Source organism: Streptomyces barringtoniae (assembly GCF_020819595.1).
GTDB classification, from domain to species: Bacteria; Actinomycetota; Actinomycetes; order Streptomycetales; family Streptomycetaceae; genus Streptomyces; species Streptomyces barringtoniae.
Genome location: NZ_JAJHNP010000010.1, coordinates 1 through 18,770, shown reverse-complemented (window position 1 = coordinate 18,770; position 18,770 = coordinate 1). Strand labels below are relative to the sequence as shown.

The 18,770-nt window shown below is 70.4% G+C and carries 21 protein-coding genes; 12 read left to right on the top strand and 9 right to left on the bottom strand.

Annotated elements, in window-relative coordinates; all coding sequences use genetic code 11:
• Positions 1-87: 87 nt before the first annotated feature.
• Both LMU33_RS19295 and LMU33_RS19290 read right to left on the bottom strand, forming a co-directional pair.
• Complete coding sequence (locus LMU33_RS19295) at positions 88-717, bottom strand: LPXTG cell wall anchor domain-containing protein (RefSeq protein ID WP_228621728.1); 630 nt, start codon at positions 715-717, stop codon at positions 88-90.
• 348 nt (positions 718-1,065) lie between these two features.
• Positions 1,066-2,985 (bottom strand): AMP-dependent synthetase/ligase, encoded by a 1,920-nt coding sequence (locus LMU33_RS19290; RefSeq protein ID WP_228621727.1) that lies wholly within the window; start codon positions 2,983-2,985, stop codon positions 1,066-1,068.
• A 208-nt stretch (positions 2,986-3,193) separates the two neighbouring features.
• On the opposite strand from LMU33_RS19290, the gene LMU33_RS19285 reads away from it, so the two are divergent.
• The 10 genes from LMU33_RS19285 to LMU33_RS19240 all read left to right on the top strand — a co-directional run bounded on the left by LMU33_RS19285 (position 3,194) and on the right by LMU33_RS19240 (position 10,484).
• Positions 3,194-3,757 (top strand): hypothetical protein, encoded by a 564-nt coding sequence (locus LMU33_RS19285; protein ID WP_228621726.1) that lies wholly within the window; start codon positions 3,194-3,196, stop codon positions 3,755-3,757.
• Positions 3,758-4,615: 858 nt separating this feature from the next.
• Positions 4,616-4,825, top strand: coding sequence for a hypothetical protein (locus LMU33_RS19280; protein WP_228621725.1), 210 nt, complete (start codon positions 4,616-4,618; stop codon positions 4,823-4,825).
• Positions 4,825-5,424 (top strand): vitamin K epoxide reductase family protein, encoded by a 600-nt coding sequence (locus LMU33_RS19275; RefSeq protein WP_228621724.1) that lies wholly within the window; start codon positions 4,825-4,827, stop codon positions 5,422-5,424. Before LMU33_RS19280 ends, LMU33_RS19275 begins: the two co-directional genes overlap by 1 nt.
• A gap of 130 nt (positions 5,425-5,554) precedes the next feature.
• Positions 5,555-6,052: a tyrosinase family oxidase copper chaperone gene (locus tag LMU33_RS19270; protein WP_228621723.1), complete on the top strand. Its 498-nt coding sequence runs from the start codon at positions 5,555-5,557 to the stop codon at positions 6,050-6,052.
• The gene (locus LMU33_RS19265; RefSeq protein WP_228621722.1) at positions 6,036-6,902 is read left to right on the top strand and encodes a tyrosinase family protein; all 867 of its coding nucleotides are present in this window, start codon (positions 6,036-6,038) and stop codon (positions 6,900-6,902) included. Before LMU33_RS19270 ends, LMU33_RS19265 begins: the two co-directional genes overlap by 17 nt.
• Positions 6,903-7,106: 204 nt before the next feature.
• On the top strand, positions 7,107-8,519 hold the full coding sequence (locus LMU33_RS19260; protein WP_228621721.1) for a condensation domain-containing protein: 1,413 nt from the start codon (positions 7,107-7,109) through the stop codon (positions 8,517-8,519).
• 255 nt (positions 8,520-8,774) lie between these two features.
• On the top strand, positions 8,775-9,023 hold the full coding sequence (locus LMU33_RS19255) for a hypothetical protein (RefSeq protein ID WP_228621720.1): 249 nt from the start codon (positions 8,775-8,777) through the stop codon (positions 9,021-9,023).
• A 183-nt stretch (positions 9,024-9,206) separates the two neighbouring features.
• Positions 9,207-9,545, top strand: a complete 339-nt coding sequence (locus LMU33_RS19250; protein WP_228621719.1) for a hypothetical protein — start codon at positions 9,207-9,209, stop codon at positions 9,543-9,545.
• Positions 9,546-9,694: 149 nt separating this feature from the next.
• A complete protein-coding gene (locus tag LMU33_RS19245; RefSeq protein WP_228621718.1) occupies positions 9,695-9,946 on the top strand; it encodes a hypothetical protein in 252 nt (83 codons plus the stop codon).
• A 58-nt stretch (positions 9,947-10,004) separates the two neighbouring features.
• Positions 10,005-10,484, top strand: a complete 480-nt coding sequence (locus LMU33_RS19240) for a hypothetical protein (protein ID WP_228621717.1) — start codon at positions 10,005-10,007, stop codon at positions 10,482-10,484.
• 269 nt (positions 10,485-10,753) lie between these two features.
• On the opposite strand, the gene LMU33_RS19235 is transcribed toward LMU33_RS19240, so the two are convergent.
• From LMU33_RS19235 to LMU33_RS19225, 3 genes are all read right to left on the bottom strand, one after another.
• Entirely contained in the window at positions 10,754-11,047 is a 294-nt protein-coding gene (locus tag LMU33_RS19235; RefSeq protein ID WP_228621716.1) for a hypothetical protein, read from the bottom strand.
• 222 nt (positions 11,048-11,269) lie between these two features.
• Positions 11,270-11,566 carry a hypothetical protein gene (locus LMU33_RS19230; RefSeq protein WP_228621715.1) on the bottom strand — a complete coding sequence of 99 codons (297 nt, stop codon included), beginning with the start codon at positions 11,564-11,566 and terminating at the stop codon, positions 11,270-11,272.
• Positions 11,567-11,783: 217 nt separating this feature from the next.
• On the bottom strand, positions 11,784-12,254 hold the full coding sequence (locus LMU33_RS19225) for a hypothetical protein (protein ID WP_228621714.1): 471 nt from the start codon (positions 12,252-12,254) through the stop codon (positions 11,784-11,786).
• Between the two features lie 504 nt (positions 12,255-12,758).
• Here LMU33_RS19225 and LMU33_RS19220 point away from each other — a divergent pair.
• On the top strand, positions 12,759-13,559 hold the full coding sequence (locus LMU33_RS19220; RefSeq protein ID WP_228621713.1) for a hypothetical protein: 801 nt from the start codon (positions 12,759-12,761) through the stop codon (positions 13,557-13,559).
• A gap of 77 nt (positions 13,560-13,636) precedes the next feature.
• Complete coding sequence (locus LMU33_RS19215) at positions 13,637-13,918, top strand: hypothetical protein (protein ID WP_228621712.1); 282 nt, start codon at positions 13,637-13,639, stop codon at positions 13,916-13,918.
• 110 nt (positions 13,919-14,028) lie between these two features.
• Here LMU33_RS19215 and LMU33_RS19210 read toward each other — a convergent pair whose 3' ends face one another.
• The 4 genes from LMU33_RS19210 to LMU33_RS19195 all read right to left on the bottom strand — a co-directional run bounded on the left by LMU33_RS19210 (position 14,029) and on the right by LMU33_RS19195 (position 18,509).
• Positions 14,029-15,135 carry a glycosyltransferase family 4 protein gene (locus LMU33_RS19210; protein ID WP_228621711.1) on the bottom strand — a complete coding sequence of 369 codons (1,107 nt, stop codon included), beginning with the start codon at positions 15,133-15,135 and terminating at the stop codon, positions 14,029-14,031.
• Entirely contained in the window at positions 15,125-15,802 is a 678-nt protein-coding gene (locus LMU33_RS19205) for a sugar transferase (RefSeq protein ID WP_228621710.1), read from the bottom strand. Before LMU33_RS19205 ends, LMU33_RS19210 begins: the two co-directional genes overlap by 11 nt.
• Positions 15,803-16,486: 684 nt before the next feature.
• Positions 16,487-17,017, bottom strand: coding sequence for a LamG domain-containing protein (locus LMU33_RS19200; protein ID WP_228621709.1), 531 nt, complete (start codon positions 17,015-17,017; stop codon positions 16,487-16,489).
• A 532-nt stretch (positions 17,018-17,549) separates the two neighbouring features.
• Positions 17,550-18,509, bottom strand: coding sequence for a D-2-hydroxyacid dehydrogenase family protein (locus LMU33_RS19195; protein ID WP_228621708.1), 960 nt, complete (start codon positions 18,507-18,509; stop codon positions 17,550-17,552).
• Positions 18,510-18,770 lie beyond the last annotated feature (261 nt).

Genomic DNA, 18,770 nt, shown 5'->3' with positions numbered 1-18,770 from the left:
CACCAATGGAGTCGGGCGGCTCGACGCTGATCGGCCACAAGGATGACCGGCGGGGTGCCGGGCGTGACCCGTCCGGCACCCGGTGTCCTACTTACGGGCCGCGGCCCGGCCTCGCCGGTACAGGATTGTTCCGGCGGCCAGCAGCGCCGCGCCGGCGGTCGCGGCTCCGATGGTGCCCTCGGAGCCGGTGTGGGCCAGGTGGTGGTGATGGTGCTTGTGGTGGTGCGGCGGCGGGACGTGCCGGTGCGGAGGCTTGGGGTGCTCGTGCGGCTTGTGGATCGGCGTCACCGGGTGGTGGCGGTGCGGAGGCGGGTTCTCCTCCTCGCCGTAGCAGCCGCAGTGCTCGTCGTCGCCGTAGTCGGACTTGCCGTAGCTGGAGTCGTCGTCGCCGTAGCTCCCGGACTTGCCGTGACCCGAGTCGTCGTCGCCGTAGCTCCCGGACTTGCCGTGACCCGAGTCGTCGTCGCCGTAGCTCCCGGACTTGCCGTGACCCGAGTCGTCGTCACCGTAGTCGCCGGACTTGCCGTAGCTCGACTCGTCGTCGCGAGAGGTCTTGTGGCTCGGCTCGTCGTCGCCGTAGTCGCCGCCCCCGGAGGAACGCGACTCACTCGGTTCGGCCACAGGGGCGGAGGCCTCCGGGGCCATCAGCCTGGCCTCCCTTTGCGCCGTCCGTACGGCGTCCTGGGCCTGCTCGATCGCCCTCATGGCGCTTGCCATACCCGGGAAATCCTCATCGGCGTCGTCGGCCGTGTAGGCCGACGGCGCGGAGGCGCGTGAGTCCGTCATCGCCGCATACGGATCGGAGTCCGCGAACGCCCATGGACTGCACAGAGACAGGGCGCTTGTCGCGGCGGCGGCCACGACCAATCCCTTGCTCAGGGTCTGTCGCACTCTCGTTGTCTTCCTCTCAGGGGGAATCAGAAGCCGGCCACGGGGCCCGATGGAGGGGCTTCACGCGTGCCACGACCTGCAGACTGTGAACGAGATATGGACGCCCGAAGAAACCGGAAGACCTGTAATGCGGGGTAATTCACCCGAATGCCACTCTTGTGCTGCCCGAAGGGCTCATCCGCCGTACAGTGCCTCGACCTGCTCCGCGTACGCGCTCGCCACGGCCTGCCGCTTGACCTTCAGCGACGGGGTCAGCAGCCCGTTCTCCTCGGTGAACTCGCCCTCGACCAGCGCGAAGGCGCGGATCGACTCGGCGCGTGAGACGGCCTCGTTGGCGTAGTCCACGGCTCGCTGCACATCGGCGCGCATCCGTGGATCCCGGACCACATCCGACATAGGCGTGTCCGCGGGCAGCTTGCGGACCGACAGCCAGTGGGCCACCGCTTCCGGGTCCAGGGTGATGAGGGCCGCGACGAAGGGGCGCCTGTCGCCGACGACGAGGCACTGGCCGATGGGCGGGCGGCTGCGCAGCCGGTCCTCCAGGACGGCCGGGGAGACGTTCTTGCCGCCGGAGGTGATGAGGATGTCCTTCTTGCGGCCGGTGATGGTCAGGTAGCCGTCGCCGTCGAGGGAGCCGAGGTCACCGGTGGCGAACCAGCCGTCGGTCAGCGCCGCGTCCGTCGCCGCCGGGTTGTTCCAGTACCCCCCGAACACGACCCCGCCCCTGACGAGGACCTCCCCGTCGTCGGCGATGCGGACCGCGGTGCCGGGGACCGGAAGGCCGACCGTGCCCGGACGGGGCCTCAGCGGCGGGACGATGGTGGCGGCGGCGGTGGTCTCGGTCAGGCCGTAACCCTCGTAGACGACGATCCCGGCCGCGTAGAAGAAGAGGCCGAGGTTGCGGTCGAGCGGGGAGCCGCCGCTGATCGCGTAGCGCATCCGGCCGCCGAGCTCCTTGCGGATGCGCCGGTAGACCAGCAGGTCGTACAGCGCCCAGGCGGCGTACAGGCCGATCCCCGGGCCCTTGCCCGTGCCGAGGAACTTGTTCAGGTACGCCTCCCCGAAACGCACCCCGATGCGGTCCGCCCGGTCGAAGGAGGCACCCCGGCCGAGCCTCTCGGCGGTGGCGCGCCCGGTGTCGTGGATCTTCTCGAAGAGGTACGGCACACCGACCAGGAAGGTGGGGCGGAACTCCTTCAGCATCGGCCGCAGTTCGTCCGGCTTGACACTCGGGCAGTGGCCCAGCTCGATGCGGGCCAGCAGGCACGCGATCTGCAGGGTGCGGCCCAGGATGTGCGCGAGCGGCAGGAAGAGGAGGGTCGAGGCGACCTGGCCGGTGACCTCCTTGAAGACCGGGTGGAGCAGCTCGACCGTGTTGGCGGCCTCGGCGTACAGGTGGGCGTGGGTGAGGACGCAGCCCTTGGGCCGGCCGGTGGTGCCGGAGGTGTAGCAGATCGTGGCCACCGTGTCGGGCGTCAGCGCCGTACGGCGCTTGGTGACCTCCTCGTCGGGAACGTCCCGGCCGAGGGCGACGAGTTCGTCCAGCGCCTGTGCGTCGAGCCGCCAGACGCGCGGGGGCTCGGAGTGGCCGGCCGTGCCGGCGGCGACCGTCCCGGCGTTCCCGGCGGTCTCGGCGACGACGAAGCGGGCGCCGGAGTCGCGCACGATCCACTCGACCTGCTCGGCGGAAGAGGTGGCGTACACCGGGACGACCTGCCCGCCGGCGGCCCAGATCGCGAAGTCCAGGACCGTCCACTCGTAGCGGGTGCGGGACATCACGGCGACGCGGCCTCCGGGTTCGAGACCGGCCGCGATCAGCCCCTTGGCGACGGCGGTGACCTCGTGGGCGAAGGCCGCGGCGGTCACCCGATGCCAGGTGCCGTTCTCCCGGCGGCGCAGGACCACCGCGTCGGGCGCCTCCTGCGCGTTGGTGAACGGGATGCCGGCGATGCCGCCGCCGGGGCCGCGGGGCGCCAGGGGAGCGGTACGGACCTCGCGCACCGTGCCGCTCTCGTCCCGGACCAGCTCGATGCGCGCACGCGCCGCCAGGTCGGTGCGCTGCTGAGCCCGTTTCAGATCCCTGCGTACGCCCATGACGGCTCCCCGCTCGCGGCTCGGCTGACGCGGACTTACCGAGGAGTCAACTTACTCGTGCGTAGTGGATGGTCAATGGGTCCGGCGTGCGGAAGTCGTGCCCCGGATGGACCGGTGGTTCACCGGAACGCCCTCGATCGGTTGCGGGGGGCGGTGGGCGATTTCACGGTGGGCACAAGATCCCGCTCACCCAGCGAAAGGAACGTTCATGGGGGCTCCACCCGTTCGGCGCATCGCGTCCATCGCACTCAGCGCCGTCCTTCTGGCCGGTGTCGCCGGTCCGGCCGCCTTCGCGGCCGACTCCACCCCGGAGCGCACACAGACCGTGGCCCAAGCGCCCGTCCCCGGTGCGGACAAACTCCTCACGCACGTCAACAGCCTCGGCCGCTTCGGGACCGTGCTCCAGCCGGTCAGCACGCTGCTCAACACCGTGCTCAAGGCCGACAAGGGCCGGCTCTCCCCCGACCAGGCCACCAAGCTCGTCCGGGCCGCCAAGGACGCCGTCGCCAAGGCGGCCACGGAGGCGCCGGCCCCCTCGATGCCCAACTCCGGCGGCTCGGGGGCCTCGGGCCCGCTGTCCCCGCACGGCAAGACCACCGGCGCCACCACGGCGCGCACCGACAGCGTGAGCGACGCGCAAGCCACCCTCGACAAGGCGCTGGACACCCTGCAGAAGGCCACCACCTCCGGCGACGACGACCAGGTCACCGGAGCCGTCCACGGAGTCCTGTCCGGCCTCCTCGGCCTCCTCACCTCCCTGCTGGGCCTGTAGTCCCCTCCGCCCCGGCCCGCCGGGATCGGCCCGGCTCGCATTGTTCCGCCACCCGAAGGCGGGCCGGTCCCGGAGGAAGGGGCCCGGGGGGTCTGTGTGACCTTGGGTTGATCCGGAGGGAGCGGTCCGGGGCGTCCTGTCTGGTCCCGGGCTGATCCGGAGGGAGGGGCTGGGGCGGCCTGCGCGGTTCCGGGTTGATCCGGGAGGGAGCCCCCCGAGGGACGGGCTGCCCCGGGTCCTGGCCGCTCCGGGGATCCCTGAGCGGCCTGTCCGACCCTGGGCTGACCCGGGGCGAGGACTCATAGGCGGCCCAGGGGCGTCCTGTCTGGTCCCGGGCTGATCCGGAGGGAGGGGCCGGGGGCGGCCTGTGTGGTCCCGAGCCGGCCCGGAGGGAGGGGCCGGGGGTGGCCTGTGTGGTCCTGGGTTGATCCGGGAGGGAGCGCCCGGGTGGGCTGCCGGTTCTGGGTCATCCGGAGGGAGCCGCCGGGGAGGTCTGTCCGATCCCGGGCTGACCGGAGGGAGTTCCCGGGGTGGGCTGCCGGTCCCGGGCTGATCCAGCCGGACGACCCCGGGGCTGCCTGTCTGGTCCTGGGCTGATCCGGGAGGAAGGCCCGGGGCGGCCTGCCTGGTCCCGGGCTGATTCGGAAGGGGAACTCAGGGCGGCCTGTCCGGTCTCGGCCGGGGCGGGGGCCGGACCGTCGGGGGCGGTGCCGGAGGTCCGGGCGCCGTGGGAAGCACCGGCGGTGACACGGCACGCTCGGCCGGGCGTCCCCCGATCGTGTGGAGCGCCGGCCGCTCTGCACCGGTCGGGTGAGCCGCCGGCCGGGCCGTCCCGCCGCGTGCCGATAAGGTCGCGCGGTGACCTCGACCTCCGGCGACACGCGCTCCGTCCGCACCGCCGACCAGGGCGGCTCCGCCCGGCGGGGCCCGATGCCCCCGCTCCGGCCGGCGGCGGGCCGGGCGGTCGTCCCCGCGCCGTCCCGGCACACCCGGTACGGCACCACCCCGCGGCCACGGCCGGCCCCGTACGCGGGCGCTGTTCTCCCGGCCCCCGGACCGGGTGCCTGATGGCGTCGGCGCAGACGCCCCCGGCGGTGGGGGCCAGCCGTGGTTTCGGGCTCCTCCTCGTCATCACGGGCGCGGCCGGGCTGCTGGCCTCCTGGGTCATCACCCTCGACAAGTTCAAGCTGCTCGAGAACCCGAACTTCAAGCCCGGGTGCAGCCTGAACCCGGTGGTGTCCTGCGGCAGTGTCATGAAGAGCGCCCAGGCCTCCGTCTTCGGCTTCCCCAACCCGATGCTGGGCCTGGTCGCCTACGGCATCGTGATCTGCGTGGGCATGAGCCTGCTGGCCGGTGCGGCCTTCCCCCGCTGGTACTGGCTGACCTTCGACGCGGGCTGTCTGTTCGGGGTCGGGTTCGTCTCGTGGCTGCAGTTCGAGTCGCTGTACCGGATCAACGCCCTGTGCCTGTGGTGCTGTCTGGCATGGGTCGCCACGATCGTCATGTTCTGGTACGTCACCTCGTTCGCCGTACGACACCACTTCCTGCCCGCGCCCGCTCCGGTGCGGGCATTCTTCGCGGAGTTCACCTGGGTGCTGCCGCTGGTGCACACCGGAGTCGTCGGCATGCTGATTCTGACCCGCTGGTGGGATTTCTGGACCAGCTGAGCACTCCTGAGCCCGTGCGCTCCGGAGCCGCTCGGCCGCGCACTCGTCACCGGTCCGGGCGCACTGCGGTGACCGGGAGGGCCGTCCGTCGGTTACCGCTTCGGACACCTGACCGGACGAGGAGTGAACGATGGTTCCAGACGTCGACGGAGCGCCGGTGGGCGAGCAGTGCGGAACACCGGCCGAGGGCGGAGCGCGGCCACGGGAGAGCACCCGGCGGGAGGTGACGCGGAGGCTGCTCGTCTCGGCCGTCGGCGTCGGGCTCGTCCCGGTGGCCGCGGCCTGCGAGCGGCGCCCGAGCGCCCAGGACGACGGCCGCCGGGCCGACGCCTTCGACGAGACCTACCGCGGGCGCCACATCCGCGGCATCGAGGTCCACACCGGCCGCCGGGCCGCCGCCGGCCGGTGGCAGGTCACCATCGACGGCCGCCCGCTGCACCTGATGCGCCGCGCCGACGGCAGTTGGCTGAGCATGGTCGACCACTACCGCTCGTACCCGACCCCGCTCGCCGCGGCCCGCGCCGCGGTCGACGAACTGGGCCCCGACGGGCAACTGCGCGACCTGGCACCGGGCCCGATGGGCGGAGCGCCGACGCACGGGGGAGGCGAGCATGGCGTACACGCGTAAGAACGTCAGCAAGCTGACCCGCAGCGAGCGGCGACGGTTCGTGGAAGCCCTGCTGAAGGTCAAACGGCGCGGTGAGTACGACGACTTCGTACGCATGCACATGGAATACAACTCCCCCGACGGCGAACGCGGGCTGCGCACCGCCCACATGGCGCCCTCCTTCCTGCCCTGGCACCGCAAGCTCCTGCTGGAGCTGGAGCGGGCGCTGCGCCGGGTGGACGGGTCGGTGACGGTGCCGTACTGGGACTGGACCCGCGACCGCACGGCCACCTCCCTGCCGTGGACCGACGATCTGATGGGCGGCAACGGGCGGCGCTCGGACCGGCAGGTGATGACCGGCCCGTTCGCCTACCGCACCGGCCACTGGACGATCAACGAGAACGTGACCGACGTGGAGTACCTCACCCGCGACCTGGGCCACCACAGCAACCCGATCCAGCTGCCGACCGCCCATGACCTGGAGACGGCACTGGCCGATCCGGTGTACGACACCGCGCCCTGGAACTCGACGGTCACCAAGGGGTTCCGCAACAAGCTGGAGGGGTGGGGGCCGGGCCGGGGCAGCGCCTCCTGGCGCAACCACAACCGGGTGCACCGCTGGATCGGCGGGGTGATGGTCGGCGGCGCCTCCCCCAACGACCCCGTCTTCTGGCTGCACCACTCCTTCGTCGACCTGCAGTGGACCCGCTGGCAGCGGCGGCACCGCGACCACCGCTACCTTCCGGCGGAGCAGCCCGGCCCGCGCGACGCCCAGCACGGCCGGATCGTGGCCCGGCACCAGCGGCTGCCGCCGTGGGACGTGACCCCCGACCAACTGGAGGACGTGAGCGGGATCTACCGGTACGAGTGAGTGCCGGCTCCGGAAGGCGCGCCACGGGAAGAGCTCCGCTGCGCGAGGTGCCGGCGCTCTTCTCCGTCTGCCGTGAACCCGCGTCGCTCGCTTCACCGTTCGAGGTGTCACACGTCCCGTTGAAAAGCCGGCGACACGGCAACCGCCGCTCGCGCACGGCTCTCCCGTGATCAAGTCTGAGTCTTCTGCGAAGGAGACGCCCCCGTGCGAATTTCTGACATTCAGCGCTGCGAAGTCCGGCCCGGACGCCTCGTCGAGTGGACGTACAGTCCGGCGACGGTCGCGACCGCGGCAGCGCAGCCACCGGATCCGCGGCCGCCGGCGTACATCCAGGAGTCGCACATCAGAACCGCGCGCTCGGTGCGCGAGGACGGTCTGTTCGTGCCGACCTGGATCGGTACGGCGTTCGATCTGCCGGGCCGAGCCGACCTCGACGCGCTCGAACAGGCGCTGCGCGGCTGGACGCTGCGGCACGAGACGCTGCGCAGCGGCTTCAGGTGGGCCGGCGACGACATGCACCGGTTCACGCTCGACGAGGACGACGTGACCCTGCGCCGCGAGGTGGTCGGCGACTTCGCCGACGCGGACACGCTGGTCCGTTACCTGCAGGACCGATTCGACGTCGCGGCGGACGCGCTCGGCTGGCCGAACCTGATCTACGCGGCCGTCGTCCGCGAGGACTCCACCAGCGTGTACCTGGCGTTCGACCACACCAACGTCGACGCCTACTCCCTCTACCGCATCCCGGACGAGATCCACGAGTTGTACCTCGCGGGCGTCACGGGCCGGACCATGTCCGGTACCCGCGTGGGCAGTTACGTCGACTTCTGCGAGCAGGAACGGGCGAACGCGGACGACATCGACGACACCCACGCGATCGTCGCCCGCTGGCGGGAGTTCATCGCCCGCTGCGGCGGGAAGCTCCCGGACTTCCCCGTCGACCTCGGACTGCGGTCCGGTGACGTACTGCCCACTCAGAAGCTCCTGCGCGAGCCGCTCGTCGACGCGGACGCCGCCGCCGCGTTCGAGACGTACTGCCGGCCCTACGGCGGCAGCATGGTGGGGATCCTGGCCGCGACCAGCCTGCTCGTGCACCAGCTCGGCGGGCAGCCGGTCTACCGTACGGTGGTGCCGTTCCACACCCGGGTGAAATCGGCGTGGTCGGACTCCGTGGGCTGGTACGTCGGCGGCGCACCGATCGAGGTGCCCACGGCACGGGACTTCGAGGGCGCGCTCACCGCGGTCCGCGCCGAGTTGCAGGCCAACCGGTCACTGGCGCGTATTCCGCTGGCGCGCGTACTGCGCCTGCTCGGCGCGGACTTCCGCCCGACGTCGCCGGACATGTACTCGATCGTCTCGTATGCGGACGCCCGCCTCGTCCCCGGCTCGGCCCAGTGGACCGAGCAGAAGGCGTACGGGCTGATCCGGGTGTCGTACGGCGACCAGGTGTGCGCCTGGATCACCCGGCTGCACGAGGGTCTGTGGTTCGCCTGCCGCTACCCGGACACCGACGTCGCGTACAAGAACATGCGCCTTTACATCGAGGGTTTGCGGGACCTCGTGGTGTCCGTGCCGGCGGATCGCCGTCATCGGGCCGCGGAGCCGACATTTTCGTAATACCGGGGGCGCGTCTTTCGCTCGCGGACAACTGCCCTTTTCACGTTCCGTGTTGGCGTGCCCAATGCCAATCCGGCGCGATGCGGCGTCAGTTGCCGTTCCCCGCCAGAGCCTGTGCTCTCATGTCCCCTTTTAGACACGGATATCCGCCAAAGTGGAATACGACACTTGGCTACTGGTAGTGTTCGTTAAGTCACGGTAGGCAATCAGCCTCGATGTCAGCAATACGTCAAGCAATGAAGAACCGAGGGTTCCATGCGCAAGCTTCAGCAGGTCGTGATCGCAGCAGTGGCGGCGGCCGGCGGTCTCTCCGCCATCGGTGCCGGCGCCGGTACCGCCTACGCTCATGGCAGGGGAGGGCTTGAGGTGAACGACCTCTACCGCCCGTACCAGGAGTGCAGCCCGCAGACGGTGGCCGAGAACGACATCCCGATCGGCGTGCTCGGACTTGCCCAGACCCTGGACACCACCTGCGGCCAGTTCAACAACGCTTTCTCTGGCTGAGGTCGACGGCGTCATCACCTGCGACGCCTTCCGCGGAACCCTTCGGGTCACTCCCCGAAGGGTTCCCTTCACGCCCGGCCGGTTGCCCGGGGCTCGAAGACGACGACAGGGCGAAGCCGGGGGCCGGCGCGGACGGTTGGCGGCGCACGGTGCCCGGCGCCCCTCACAAAGGAAACGCAGCACATGTTCAGCACGAAGAAGATCGCGGCCGTCTCGGGGCTCATCGGCGGCCTCGCCGTGACCTGCGCCGGTGTGGCCCAGGCGCACACCGTCCGGGGTCCGGGTACGTGCACCCGCGACATCCTGGGCAACGTCACCTGTGTCCAGCGGATCGAAGGTGAGATCCCCGAGAACGGCCAGATCCCGCACTACGACAACTGCCTGCCGACGCAGCCCTTCACCGTCCCCGCCGCCCTGGGAGGCGGGTCGATGCGGATCGGGCCCCAGGTGACCTGTTCCAACACGACGTCGGGAGCGCCCGACAAGGCCGACGGACAGAAGGAGTTTTCCGGTCTGTTCTGAGTCCCGAGAGTGAAACCCCTCGGCGCGTGCCGTGCGGTGAGCCGACACGACGTATGGAGCGAAGATCCCAAATTGCTACGGACTGTGTGTATAAGCTCACAGCAAGTAGTCAAACCAGGGCTGTCCGCCCGGGTAAGAAAGGGTCAACCATGCGTAAGTTTCAGCGTGCTGCGGTCGTAGCGGCGGTCGTTGCGGGGCTGTCCACCCTTGGTGTCGGCGTCAGCTTCGCCGGTGGCCAGGACGACAAGGATGTCGCTCCCCCGACGATCACCGCGGTGGCCAACTCGTCGGCCAACGCCGTGGCCACGTGGGGTGGTTACAACGAGGACAAGAAGGGTGAGCACAAGGAAGGCGGGGAGGAGGGCTACGGCCAGTACGCCGCTCCGGGTGACGCCCAGTAATACAGAACGATAGGCACATCGCACGAACTCGGACGCTCCTGTCCCGGACCAACTCGGCTTGTTCACCGGTGTGCTGAGTGACACCCCATGCGAAGGCAGCCCGGACGCGCGGCAGATCCCCCAGGGAGCGCGTCCGGGCTGCGCCAATTTCGGCGCCGACTCGTCTCCTGCAGTCAATTGCAAAGGAACGCAACACATGTTCACTCGACAGAAGGTCGCGACCATTTCGGGTCTCGTCGGAAGTCTCGCCGTGATCTGCGCCGGTGCCGTACAAGCGCACGCCGATGAACCCGGGGGCGAATGCAGGAACACCGCCACGGGTGGCGTCGTCTGCATGCGCAAGAGCGACATCCGCACCGACCACGGCGGCAAGCACTTCATCGACCAGACACAGGATTGTTCGATGGCCGACCGGCCCCGCGTGGTGTTTCCCGACGACGAACTGCTGCACGGGGGAACCGCGAACGTCGGGACGGTGGTGGACTGCTCCAACCATGCGAAGCTGCCCAAGGGCTTCAAGAGGCCTCGGTTCGACTAGCCTCGCATCGCGTTCCGACGGGCGACCGGCGCATGCCGGACCGGGATCTTTCCCGGTCCGGCTTCTTGCGTTTTACGGTCCCTTGTTTCGGTTTTCTGATCCGGTGTGACCGCTCGCTGCTCCGACGTTCCGGTTCCGGCTTTCCGGTCCGGTATTACGGCTTCCTGGTACGGCATTTCGGCCTCCGGGGGAGCGGAACCGGCCGCCGACATGGCTGTCCCCGGTGTCCCGGCCTGCGGCCGGGACACCGGGGACAGAGGGGGTGCGCCCTACTTGCCGACGCTGTTGTTGCAGCCCATGGTCGAGCCGAGGCTCGACTGCTGGGCGCCGGCGTTGCCTTCGCCGTTCAGCAGGTTGCCGCCCAGGCCGTTGGCGATGCCGACCTCGCCGAGGACGTCGGCGTTGAGGTCGTGGGACCTGCAGGTGGTGGACTGCAGGACGCTGAAGCGCGGACCGTTGCCGCCCTTGCCCCATCCCTGGTCGGCGTGGGCGGCGCCGGCGCTCAGGAGCCCGACGCTCCCGAGGGCGGCGACCAGGACGGCAGCCTTGCGCAGCTTGTGCATGTCATCTCCGGTGGAATGAAAGTGGTGGATGCGATCTCTTGGAGATCGACTTCGTGCGGTAATGGAGGCTAATAGGAAATATCCGAAGACAACCAACGACGCGCCGAATTCCGATTTGTTGTCACCCTGAATGCTCACAGGCGCACAAAAAGGTCCCGGCACCGAACCTGAGGCTCGGTGCCGGGATCGTTTCCTGCTCTGGTCGCCGGTGCGGCGGTGCGCTTAGAAGGCGCTGTTGTTGCAGCCCATGGTCGAGCCGATGTGGGTGGCCTGGGCACCCGGGTCACCCTCGCCGTTGAGCGCGTTGCCCAGCAGGCCGTTGAGGATGCCGACCTCGCCGAGGACGTCCAGGTTCAGGTCGTGCGACTTGCAGTTGGAGCTCTGCAGGACGCTGAAGCGGTCGCCGCCCTTGCCGCCTTCCTTGCCGCCTTCCTGACCGCCGGCGTGGGCGGTGCCCCCCATGAGGGCGATGCTGCTGACGGCGGCGATCAGAACGGCAGCCTTGCGAAGCTTGTGCATGTCTTCTCCGGTGGAGTGAAGGGGTTGCGATCCGTGACAGATCGCTTTCTTACAGTCACGGAGATTAATAGGAAATAACCCAAAACGGACAGCGACGCGCCGGTTTCTTGATCTCCCGACAAAAGCACCCGAAAGCCGTATCGCATGCGTGCGGGCCCTTCGCGGTTGTTCCTCGAAGGGCCCGTGCCGGGGGTGGGTGTCCGGACGTCCGGCGACGCTAGTGGGCGCTGGCGTGGGCGAGCGCGTTCGACTGGGTGTTGGCCTGCGTGCACTCGATGCCGTGGGTCTCGGACGCGGCGAGCAGGGCGACCGGGACTGCGGCGTTGAGCAGGGACTGCGGGCTGCACTCCTGGGACGGACGGAAGAGGTTGGTCTGGCCCAGGCCGCCGCCCTGACCCGGGGCCGCCTGAGGGGAGATCTGCGGGTTGATCTGCGGGCTCAGGTTCGGGTTCACCTGCGGTGTGACGTCAGCGCCCCGCTGTGGACCCGCATACGGGGCCGGGGAGCCGTAACTCTGCACGCTGGCCTGCGAGGAGGTCGCCGAAGCCGCCTGGGCGTCCGGCTGCGAAACGGGGAGCGGAAGTCCACCGCCGTACGCGGGAACGGCGGCGGAGCTCGGGCCGGCGCCGACGGCGGACAGACCCCCGGCTGCTGCGACGACGAGCGCGACCCTGTGAAGCTTGCGCATGAAACCCTCGGCCCTTCATTGACCTGTGCTCGGAACGTATCGGAAATGCTGATGAGTTGGTGCCGGTGGTGCTGTTTCCTGCTGCCCTGTACGGCTGCGACGGACCATCGCCCTGGCCCAGTGGGGAACGAGACAAGCGGCGGAACGGATACGGATACCCGGCCCTGGTCACCCATTTGCCCCAGGCTCTGTGTGCCTCGGTGTCGCGCCGCGGACTCCTCTGCAATCCTGGTCCGGCGCATCCGGCGGGTGATGGCAAATGGGTGACGCGGTTTCGGCTCCCGTGACCGGGGCGGGGGAGAAGTCGTTGCCAGCTGGGAGAGGGCAGCGATCATGGATCTACGGAGGGGCAAGGGAATTCGCTGTCAGCTCCGGCGAAAGTCCGCGTGCAGCCGAGGAGTTACCCCTGTAACGGTGCAGTACGAACATCAGACTGTGCGCACGCGAGACCGCACCGAATACAACGGATTTCCCTGTTCAGGTATTTGAAGGGCCGAGGGTTCCATGCGCAAGCTTCACAAGGCCGCGCTCGTCGCAGCAGCGGCCGGCGGTCTGTCCGCCATCGGCGCCGGCGTCAGTCAGGCCGCCGACTATCCCGCGGGGTACAGCGGCGCCGCTCCAGCGTCGGCTCCCGAGTACCCCGCACCGCAGTACGCGGCGCCGCAGTATCCGCCGCCCCAGTACGCCGCTCCGCAGTACGCGCCGCCCCAGTACGCACCGCCCCAGTACGCCGCTCCGCAGTACGCACCGCCCCAGTACGCACCGCCCCAGTACGCCGCTCCGCAGTACGCGCCGCCCCAGTACGCCGCTCCGCAGCCGAGTGGTCCGCAGGCCGAGGCGACGTCCCGCTCGACGGGCACCGCACAGATCGCCGCTCCGCAGCCGCAGCCGTACTCCCCGCCGATGATGCAGGCCGCTCCGCCGGCACCGCCGCAGGAGCGTGCCGCCACCGCCTCCGCCACGGCCGTCTCGGGAGGCTTCGCGCAGGCCGCCGGCCCGTCGTACGCCCCCCAGCAGGCCGCCGCCCCGCAGCAGTCGGCGCCGCAGGTCGTGCCGCAGGTCAGCCCGCAGTCGGCGCCGGAGGTCATGCCGCGGGTGGCCCCGCAGGTCGCCGTACCGCAGACCTTCGGCGCGACGGACGCCCCGCCGCATGTCGCCCCTCAGGTGAACCCTCAGGTGAACCCTCAGGTGAACCCGCTCGTCAACCCGCTGCTCGCACCGGACGCACCGCAGGCGCCCGGGCTCGGCCTCGGGCAGGTCGCCGCGCCTCCCGTCGGCTCACTGGGTCTGCCCCGCGTCGGCTGATCGCCTCGCCGGGTTTCCTCCGTCCTCCCCCCACCAGATCTGCCGCGGATCGCATCCGCTAGACCAACGGAGAAGTAATGCGCAAGTTCCAGAAGGCCGTCCTCGTGGGTGCTGCCGTCCTCGGCAGTGTCGGCACCCTCGGCCTCAACACCGCCTTCGCACACGGCGAGCCGGGCCATGACGACCTCGACGTCAACCAGGGCATCGAATGCCGTTCGCACGACATGAACATCGATGTCCTGGGCAGCGTCGGCGCCCTCAACGGCCTGGCCGGCAACGTGCTGAACGGCGAAGGCAACCCGGGTGCGCAGCAGAGCCACCTCGGTTCGGACATGGGCTGCAACAGCAAGGCGCTCTGACCGGCCGACAGCATCCACATGGAAAGCGCCGGACCTTCCCACGACCGCGGGGAGAGTCCGGCGCTCTTCTGCATGCCGCCCGTGCCGCCGTCCGGCGCGCCCGGCATCCGTCACTGGCCGTACGCGTATCGCAACATCCTGCGCTGCCGCTCCGGGGTGTGCTCGGCGAACAGCATGTCCAGCCGCGCGCCGCTCTGCTCGCCGGGACCGTGCGTCAGCACGGCGACGGCCGCCGCCGCCAGCTCCCCCGGCGTGTCGACCAGACCGGTCAGGCCCAGCGACTCCAGGGCCGGGATGCGCCGCGCCACCACCGGCCGCCCCAGCCCCACCGCCTCCAGAAGCGTCATCGGCGCTCCCTCCCACAGCGCGGTGTGCGCGTACACGTCCGCCTGGGCGAGCAGTCGCTGCAGGGAGCGGTGGTCCAGCCAGCCGGTGACCGTCACACCGGCCCGCTCCAGTCGCGCACCGTGGGCGGATTCGCCGCCGCCGAGCCAGAACCAGTTGCTCGACGGCATCAGCCGCCGCCCTTCGGCCGCCGCCTCGGCGAAGAAGGCGGGGTCCTTCTGCGGGCACAGCCTGCCGACGGCGGCAACGGTCCGAGGCGGCAGACCGGTGCCGTCGCCGCTGCGCACGTCGGGCTCCGGCCGCTGCCGCGGCGGGGCGGCCGTCGCGGCTTCCTGACAGGGCACCAGGTTGGGTACGTGGACGGCTCGCTGGCGCCTGCGCAGCGAGCGGGCGAGTTCGACCTCACGGGGGCTGACACCCGCCACGGTGCCCGTACGCCGGGACAGCACGCGCTCGACCGCCTGCACCGCCGCCGCCGCGTGCCGCGCGAGGTCGCCGCGCTCCATCGCGTAGCAGTGCGGGGTGTAGACGATGCGGTCCGTCGGCACGGCGGGCGCGAGGCGCACATAGCCCCCCGCCAGGGAGGAGTGGGCGTGGACCACGTCCGGCCGCAGCCCACGGAAGAGCCGGCCCACTTCGCGGACGCGCGCGAAGTGGCCTGGCGGCATCCGCCAGACGCCGTCGAAGAGCGCGTCCGTGTCGGCGATCTGACAGCCGTCGCGCTCGGACATCAGCAGCAGGTGCCGCACCTCCGGAACGGACCGCACATAGTCGCGGACCGCCGTCTGTACCCCGCCGCCCCATGCCTCCGCGACATGCAGGACGGTGGGCCGCCCGCCGTCCGCCGCCGCGCCGCCCGGATCACCGCGCATTGCTGGTTCTCAGCACGGCGGGCAGGGTGCGCAGCAGGATCAGCAGGTCCAACTGCAGGCTCCAGTGGTCGACGTACCGCAGGTCGAGCCGGATCGCCTCGTCGACCGTGGTGCTCGAGCGGCCCGACACCTGCCACAGCCCCGTCATGCCCGGCTTGACGGACAGCCGTCTGGCTCGGTGCTCCGGGTGCAGCAGCTGGTTCTCGGGGCGCACGTTGGGGCGCGGGCCCACCAGCGACATGTCGCCCCGCAGCACGTTGATCAGCTGAGGCAGTTCGTCCAACGAGGTCTTGCGCAGGAACCGGCCGACCGGCGTGATGCGCGGATCGTGCCGCGGCTTGGTGCAGATGGACATCTCACTGCCGTCGGCCAGCAGCAGCGCCGCCACGTCCACGGCCGAATTGTGATGCATGGTGCGGAACTTCAGCATCGTGAACGATCGCTGCCCCATGCCGTCCCGAGCCTGCCGGTAGATGACGGGTCCCGCACTGCTGACGGCCACCGCGAGACCGATGAGCGCCATCAGAGGAAGCAGGGCGACCAGCAGAAGCGCGGAGAGTACGACGTCGAGCGTGCGTTTGGCGCGGGCGCCGGCCCGGTCGGCGCGTGTCTCGCCGGTGAGCGGAGGCGGTGAGGTCACCGCCGAGGTCTCGGCGCCGCTCAGCACCTGAGCTACTCCTACCAAAACAGTACTCCTTCCGAATTAGAAGCAAATAATGTGACGTATGCCTCAGAAATGGTGGAGTGGCCGACGCCGCGGACCGGCTGCGACATACCGCGGTCCATTCCGTCGCCGGGGCAAGAACACCCGTACGACGCATCGCGGCCACTGTCGCTCTCGAAGTCCTTGCCCGAGCGGGGAGTTCAGGCCGCTCCGGGTTCGGCGGCCCGTTCCGGCCCCTGGACCCGCCCGAAGGACCGTCACGGCCCACGCCTGGCCGTGCCTTCGTCCAGGCTTCGGTTCACACGGATGCGGCCGACCGGTTGTTACGGCTGGTCAGGGGCGGTCGGCGTACGAGAGGGCTGCTGGGCCGCTTGCCTGCGATCCTCCCGGGCAGGGGCCGCGAGCAGCTCTCGCATGCCCACCCCGCACCGTCCGCGGCCGCACGGCCAGGCGGCCGCAGGTGACAGGACTCAGCCGCAGGTGACAGGACTCGGCCGCAGGTGCCGGACTCGGCGGAAGACGCGTACGTGATCGGCGCTGAAGGCGATCGGGTCGTCGGTAGGCGGGGCGGGGTGGATGTCACCCGAGGAAATCGAGAGGTTGACGTTCAGACAAGCCGACCAGTCCGGGGCCACTCCGCGTCCGTCCTCGTAGACAAGGGCGCCGTTGACATACCAGTCGACGTAATCAGTGCCCAGCCGCACACCGATACGCGTCCAGTCCGCGCCGCCCGAGGGGGGTGATGACGTCGTAATTGGCGGCGTACCGGACGTGGTTCACCATTTCCAGCAGGTCCGGGGCGTCGGGATGGTATTCGAACACATTGATCTCGTGGCCGCCGCCGGCCCAGGTCCACACAGACGGCCAGGCTCCAACCGTGGCGGGCAGCTTCGCCCGCACCTCGAGGTGGTCGCCGGGCCGCAGACGGAATCCCTCCCGGGACCCCTCCGTGGTGATCAGCCCCGTGTCCCAGGCCTGCCGACCGTTCTCCAAGGTGTGCGGGCCGGGCCGGGCGGTGAACGTCGCCATGTCGTCGGCGATCCGCGCGTCGTCGGGACTCACCGTCGGGGAGATCACCCGGAGCTTGGTCTTCCCGAGCGGGTGGGTACCGCTCTCGTCCTCGTCATAGGCGTACTGGGTGTACGTGCCCGCTCGGAAGGTGCGGGGCTGGGTGGTGAAAGTGAACCCGTCGGGGCAGATCCGAGCGGTCTCGGCCACGCCCGGGTAGTGGAACGCTTTTCTGCATGGTGAGGTTGGGAGGGCGCCCATCCTCACCGTGCCAGTGGGGCGCGGCGGCATTTCCGTGACACGCCGATGACACCGTTCCCGCCACCATCAGCGCCACGACGCGACTCGTCGTCCTCACGCGCCGGACCTCCTCCGCCTCGCGCTTTCCGCCGAGTGGCCTGCGCTGTCATGGGCAGCGATCGGGGGTAGTAGGTCACGACGCGTGGGGGAACGCCCGTTACAGCCGGTTTCGGCGCGGGTGTCGGATCGGCGGCAGGCGGCGACCGGTTGCGGCGGATCCGGCTGGTGCTGATCCGGCTGGTCCTGCTGGTCCGGCAGATCGGGCTGGGCCGGAAGATTCGGCTGATCCGGCCGGGCGGGTGGAGGGCTGGGCGGGCCGGGCGGGCCGGGCGGGCCGGGCAACAGCTTCCGTGCTCCCGGTCGCGCTCACCGCCGCGACCGCAGCCTCCCGCCGTGACCGCAGCCTCCCGCCGTGACCCGCAGCCGGCCGCAGCCGCGGGGCTCAGGCCAGGAGCCGTATCGGGGACCCGGCCAGGTAGGCCTGGATGTCCTCCACCGCCTGGCGGTAGTACGTCGTGAAGTTGGCGTGCGACACGTAGCCGAGGTGGGGTGTGGCGAGGAGACGGGGGGCGGTGCGCATCGGGTGGCCGGCGGGCAGTGGCTCGATGTCGAAGACGTCCACGCCGGCACCCGCGATCCGGCCCTCGTGCAGCGCGGCGAGCAGGGCGTCCTGGTCGACGACGGCAGCCCGGGAGGTGTTGATCAGGTAGGCGGTCGGTTTCATCAGGGCGAGTTCGGCGGCGCCGACCAGCCCCCGGGTGCTCTCGCGGGCGGCCACGTGGACGGAGACGAAGTCGCTCTCGGCGAGCAACTCCGCCTTGCCGGCGGTGAGTCCGACGCCCGCCTCCTCGGCGCGCTCCTGGCTGAGGCCCGGGGTCCAGGCGCTGACCCGCATGCCGAAGGCGAGCCCGACCCTGGCCACCCGGCTGCCGATCCGGCCGAGACCGAGCAGGCCCAGCCGACGGCCGTGCAGGTCGGCGCCGACGGTGGACTGCCAGGGGCCGTTCGTGCGCAACGCGGTGTTCTCCTCGACGATCCCGCGGGCCAGACCGAGCAGCAGCGCCCAGGTCATCTCGACCGGCGGGGTGCCCGAACTCTCCGTACCGCACACGGTGACGCCCTGGGCCGCGGCTGCCGCGTAGTCGATGACGGTGTTGCGCATACCGGAGGCGACGAGCAGCTTCAAGCGGGGCAGGCGGGCGAGCAAGGAGCCGGGAAAGGGGACGCGTTCGCGCAGCGTGACGACGATGTCGCAGTCCACGAGCGCCGCGACGAGGGCGTCCTCGCCGTCCAGGTGCTCCCGCAGCGAGAAGACCTCCACCTCGTCCTCGATCACCGACCAGTCGGCCAACTCGGTGGCCACACCCTGGAAGTCGTCCAGCACCGCACAGCGAAGTCGCACGTCGTCTCTCCTCCCGGACCTCTGCCGCGTTCCACGGACGGAGACAAGTGTCCATCCCTCGGCCGGAGCGACTGACAGCCGGGCAGGGCGGCCGCTGCAGGCGATGCAAGCTTGCCGACATCCGGTCGGCTCCGGGCACGTTGCCGTCGGCGCTGCCGTCACTGGACTCGGTCCCGGCCGCAGACCCGGCCCCTGACGTCAACGGCAGTGGTTGCAGTCGTTGACCCCATCACCAGGCAGCGCGTCGCGGACGCGACTCAG

Excerpts from the sequence above, each read along its gene's own strand:
- LMU33_RS19285 (WP_228621726.1), top strand. The coding sequence starts at position 3,194 with ATGGGGGCTCCACCCGTTCGGCGCATCGCGTCCATCGCACTCAGCGCC.
- LMU33_RS19275 (WP_228621724.1), top strand. The coding sequence starts at position 4,825 with ATGGCGTCGGCGCAGACGCCCCCGGCGGTGGGGGCCAGCCGTGGTTTC.
- LMU33_RS19295 (WP_228621728.1), bottom strand. The coding sequence starts at position 717 with ATGGCAAGCGCCATGAGGGCGATCGAGCAGGCCCAGGACGCCGTACGG.
- LMU33_RS19270 (WP_228621723.1), top strand. The coding sequence starts at position 5,555 with ATGGTTCCAGACGTCGACGGAGCGCCGGTGGGCGAGCAGTGCGGAACA.
- LMU33_RS19250 (WP_228621719.1), top strand. The coding sequence starts at position 9,207 with ATGTTCAGCACGAAGAAGATCGCGGCCGTCTCGGGGCTCATCGGCGGC.
- LMU33_RS19245 (WP_228621718.1), top strand. The coding sequence starts at position 9,695 with ATGCGTAAGTTTCAGCGTGCTGCGGTCGTAGCGGCGGTCGTTGCGGGG.
- LMU33_RS19225 (WP_228621714.1), bottom strand. The coding sequence starts at position 12,254 with ATGCGCAAGCTTCACAGGGTCGCGCTCGTCGTCGCAGCAGCCGGGGGT.
- LMU33_RS19235 (WP_228621716.1), bottom strand. The coding sequence starts at position 11,047 with ATGCACAAGCTGCGCAAGGCTGCCGTCCTGGTCGCCGCCCTCGGGAGC.
- LMU33_RS19265 (WP_228621722.1), top strand. The coding sequence starts at position 6,036 with ATGGCGTACACGCGTAAGAACGTCAGCAAGCTGACCCGCAGCGAGCGG.
- LMU33_RS19255 (WP_228621720.1), top strand. The coding sequence starts at position 8,775 with ATGCGCAAGCTTCAGCAGGTCGTGATCGCAGCAGTGGCGGCGGCCGGC.
- LMU33_RS19215 (WP_228621712.1), top strand. The coding sequence starts at position 13,637 with ATGCGCAAGTTCCAGAAGGCCGTCCTCGTGGGTGCTGCCGTCCTCGGC.
- LMU33_RS19230 (WP_228621715.1), bottom strand. The coding sequence starts at position 11,566 with ATGCACAAGCTTCGCAAGGCTGCCGTTCTGATCGCCGCCGTCAGCAGC.
- LMU33_RS19220 (WP_228621713.1), top strand. The coding sequence starts at position 12,759 with ATGCGCAAGCTTCACAAGGCCGCGCTCGTCGCAGCAGCGGCCGGCGGT.
- LMU33_RS19290 (WP_228621727.1), bottom strand. The coding sequence starts at position 2,985 with ATGGGCGTACGCAGGGATCTGAAACGGGCTCAGCAGCGCACCGACCTG.
- LMU33_RS19210 (WP_228621711.1), bottom strand. The coding sequence starts at position 15,135 with ATGCGCGGTGATCCGGGCGGCGCGGCGGCGGACGGCGGGCGGCCCACC.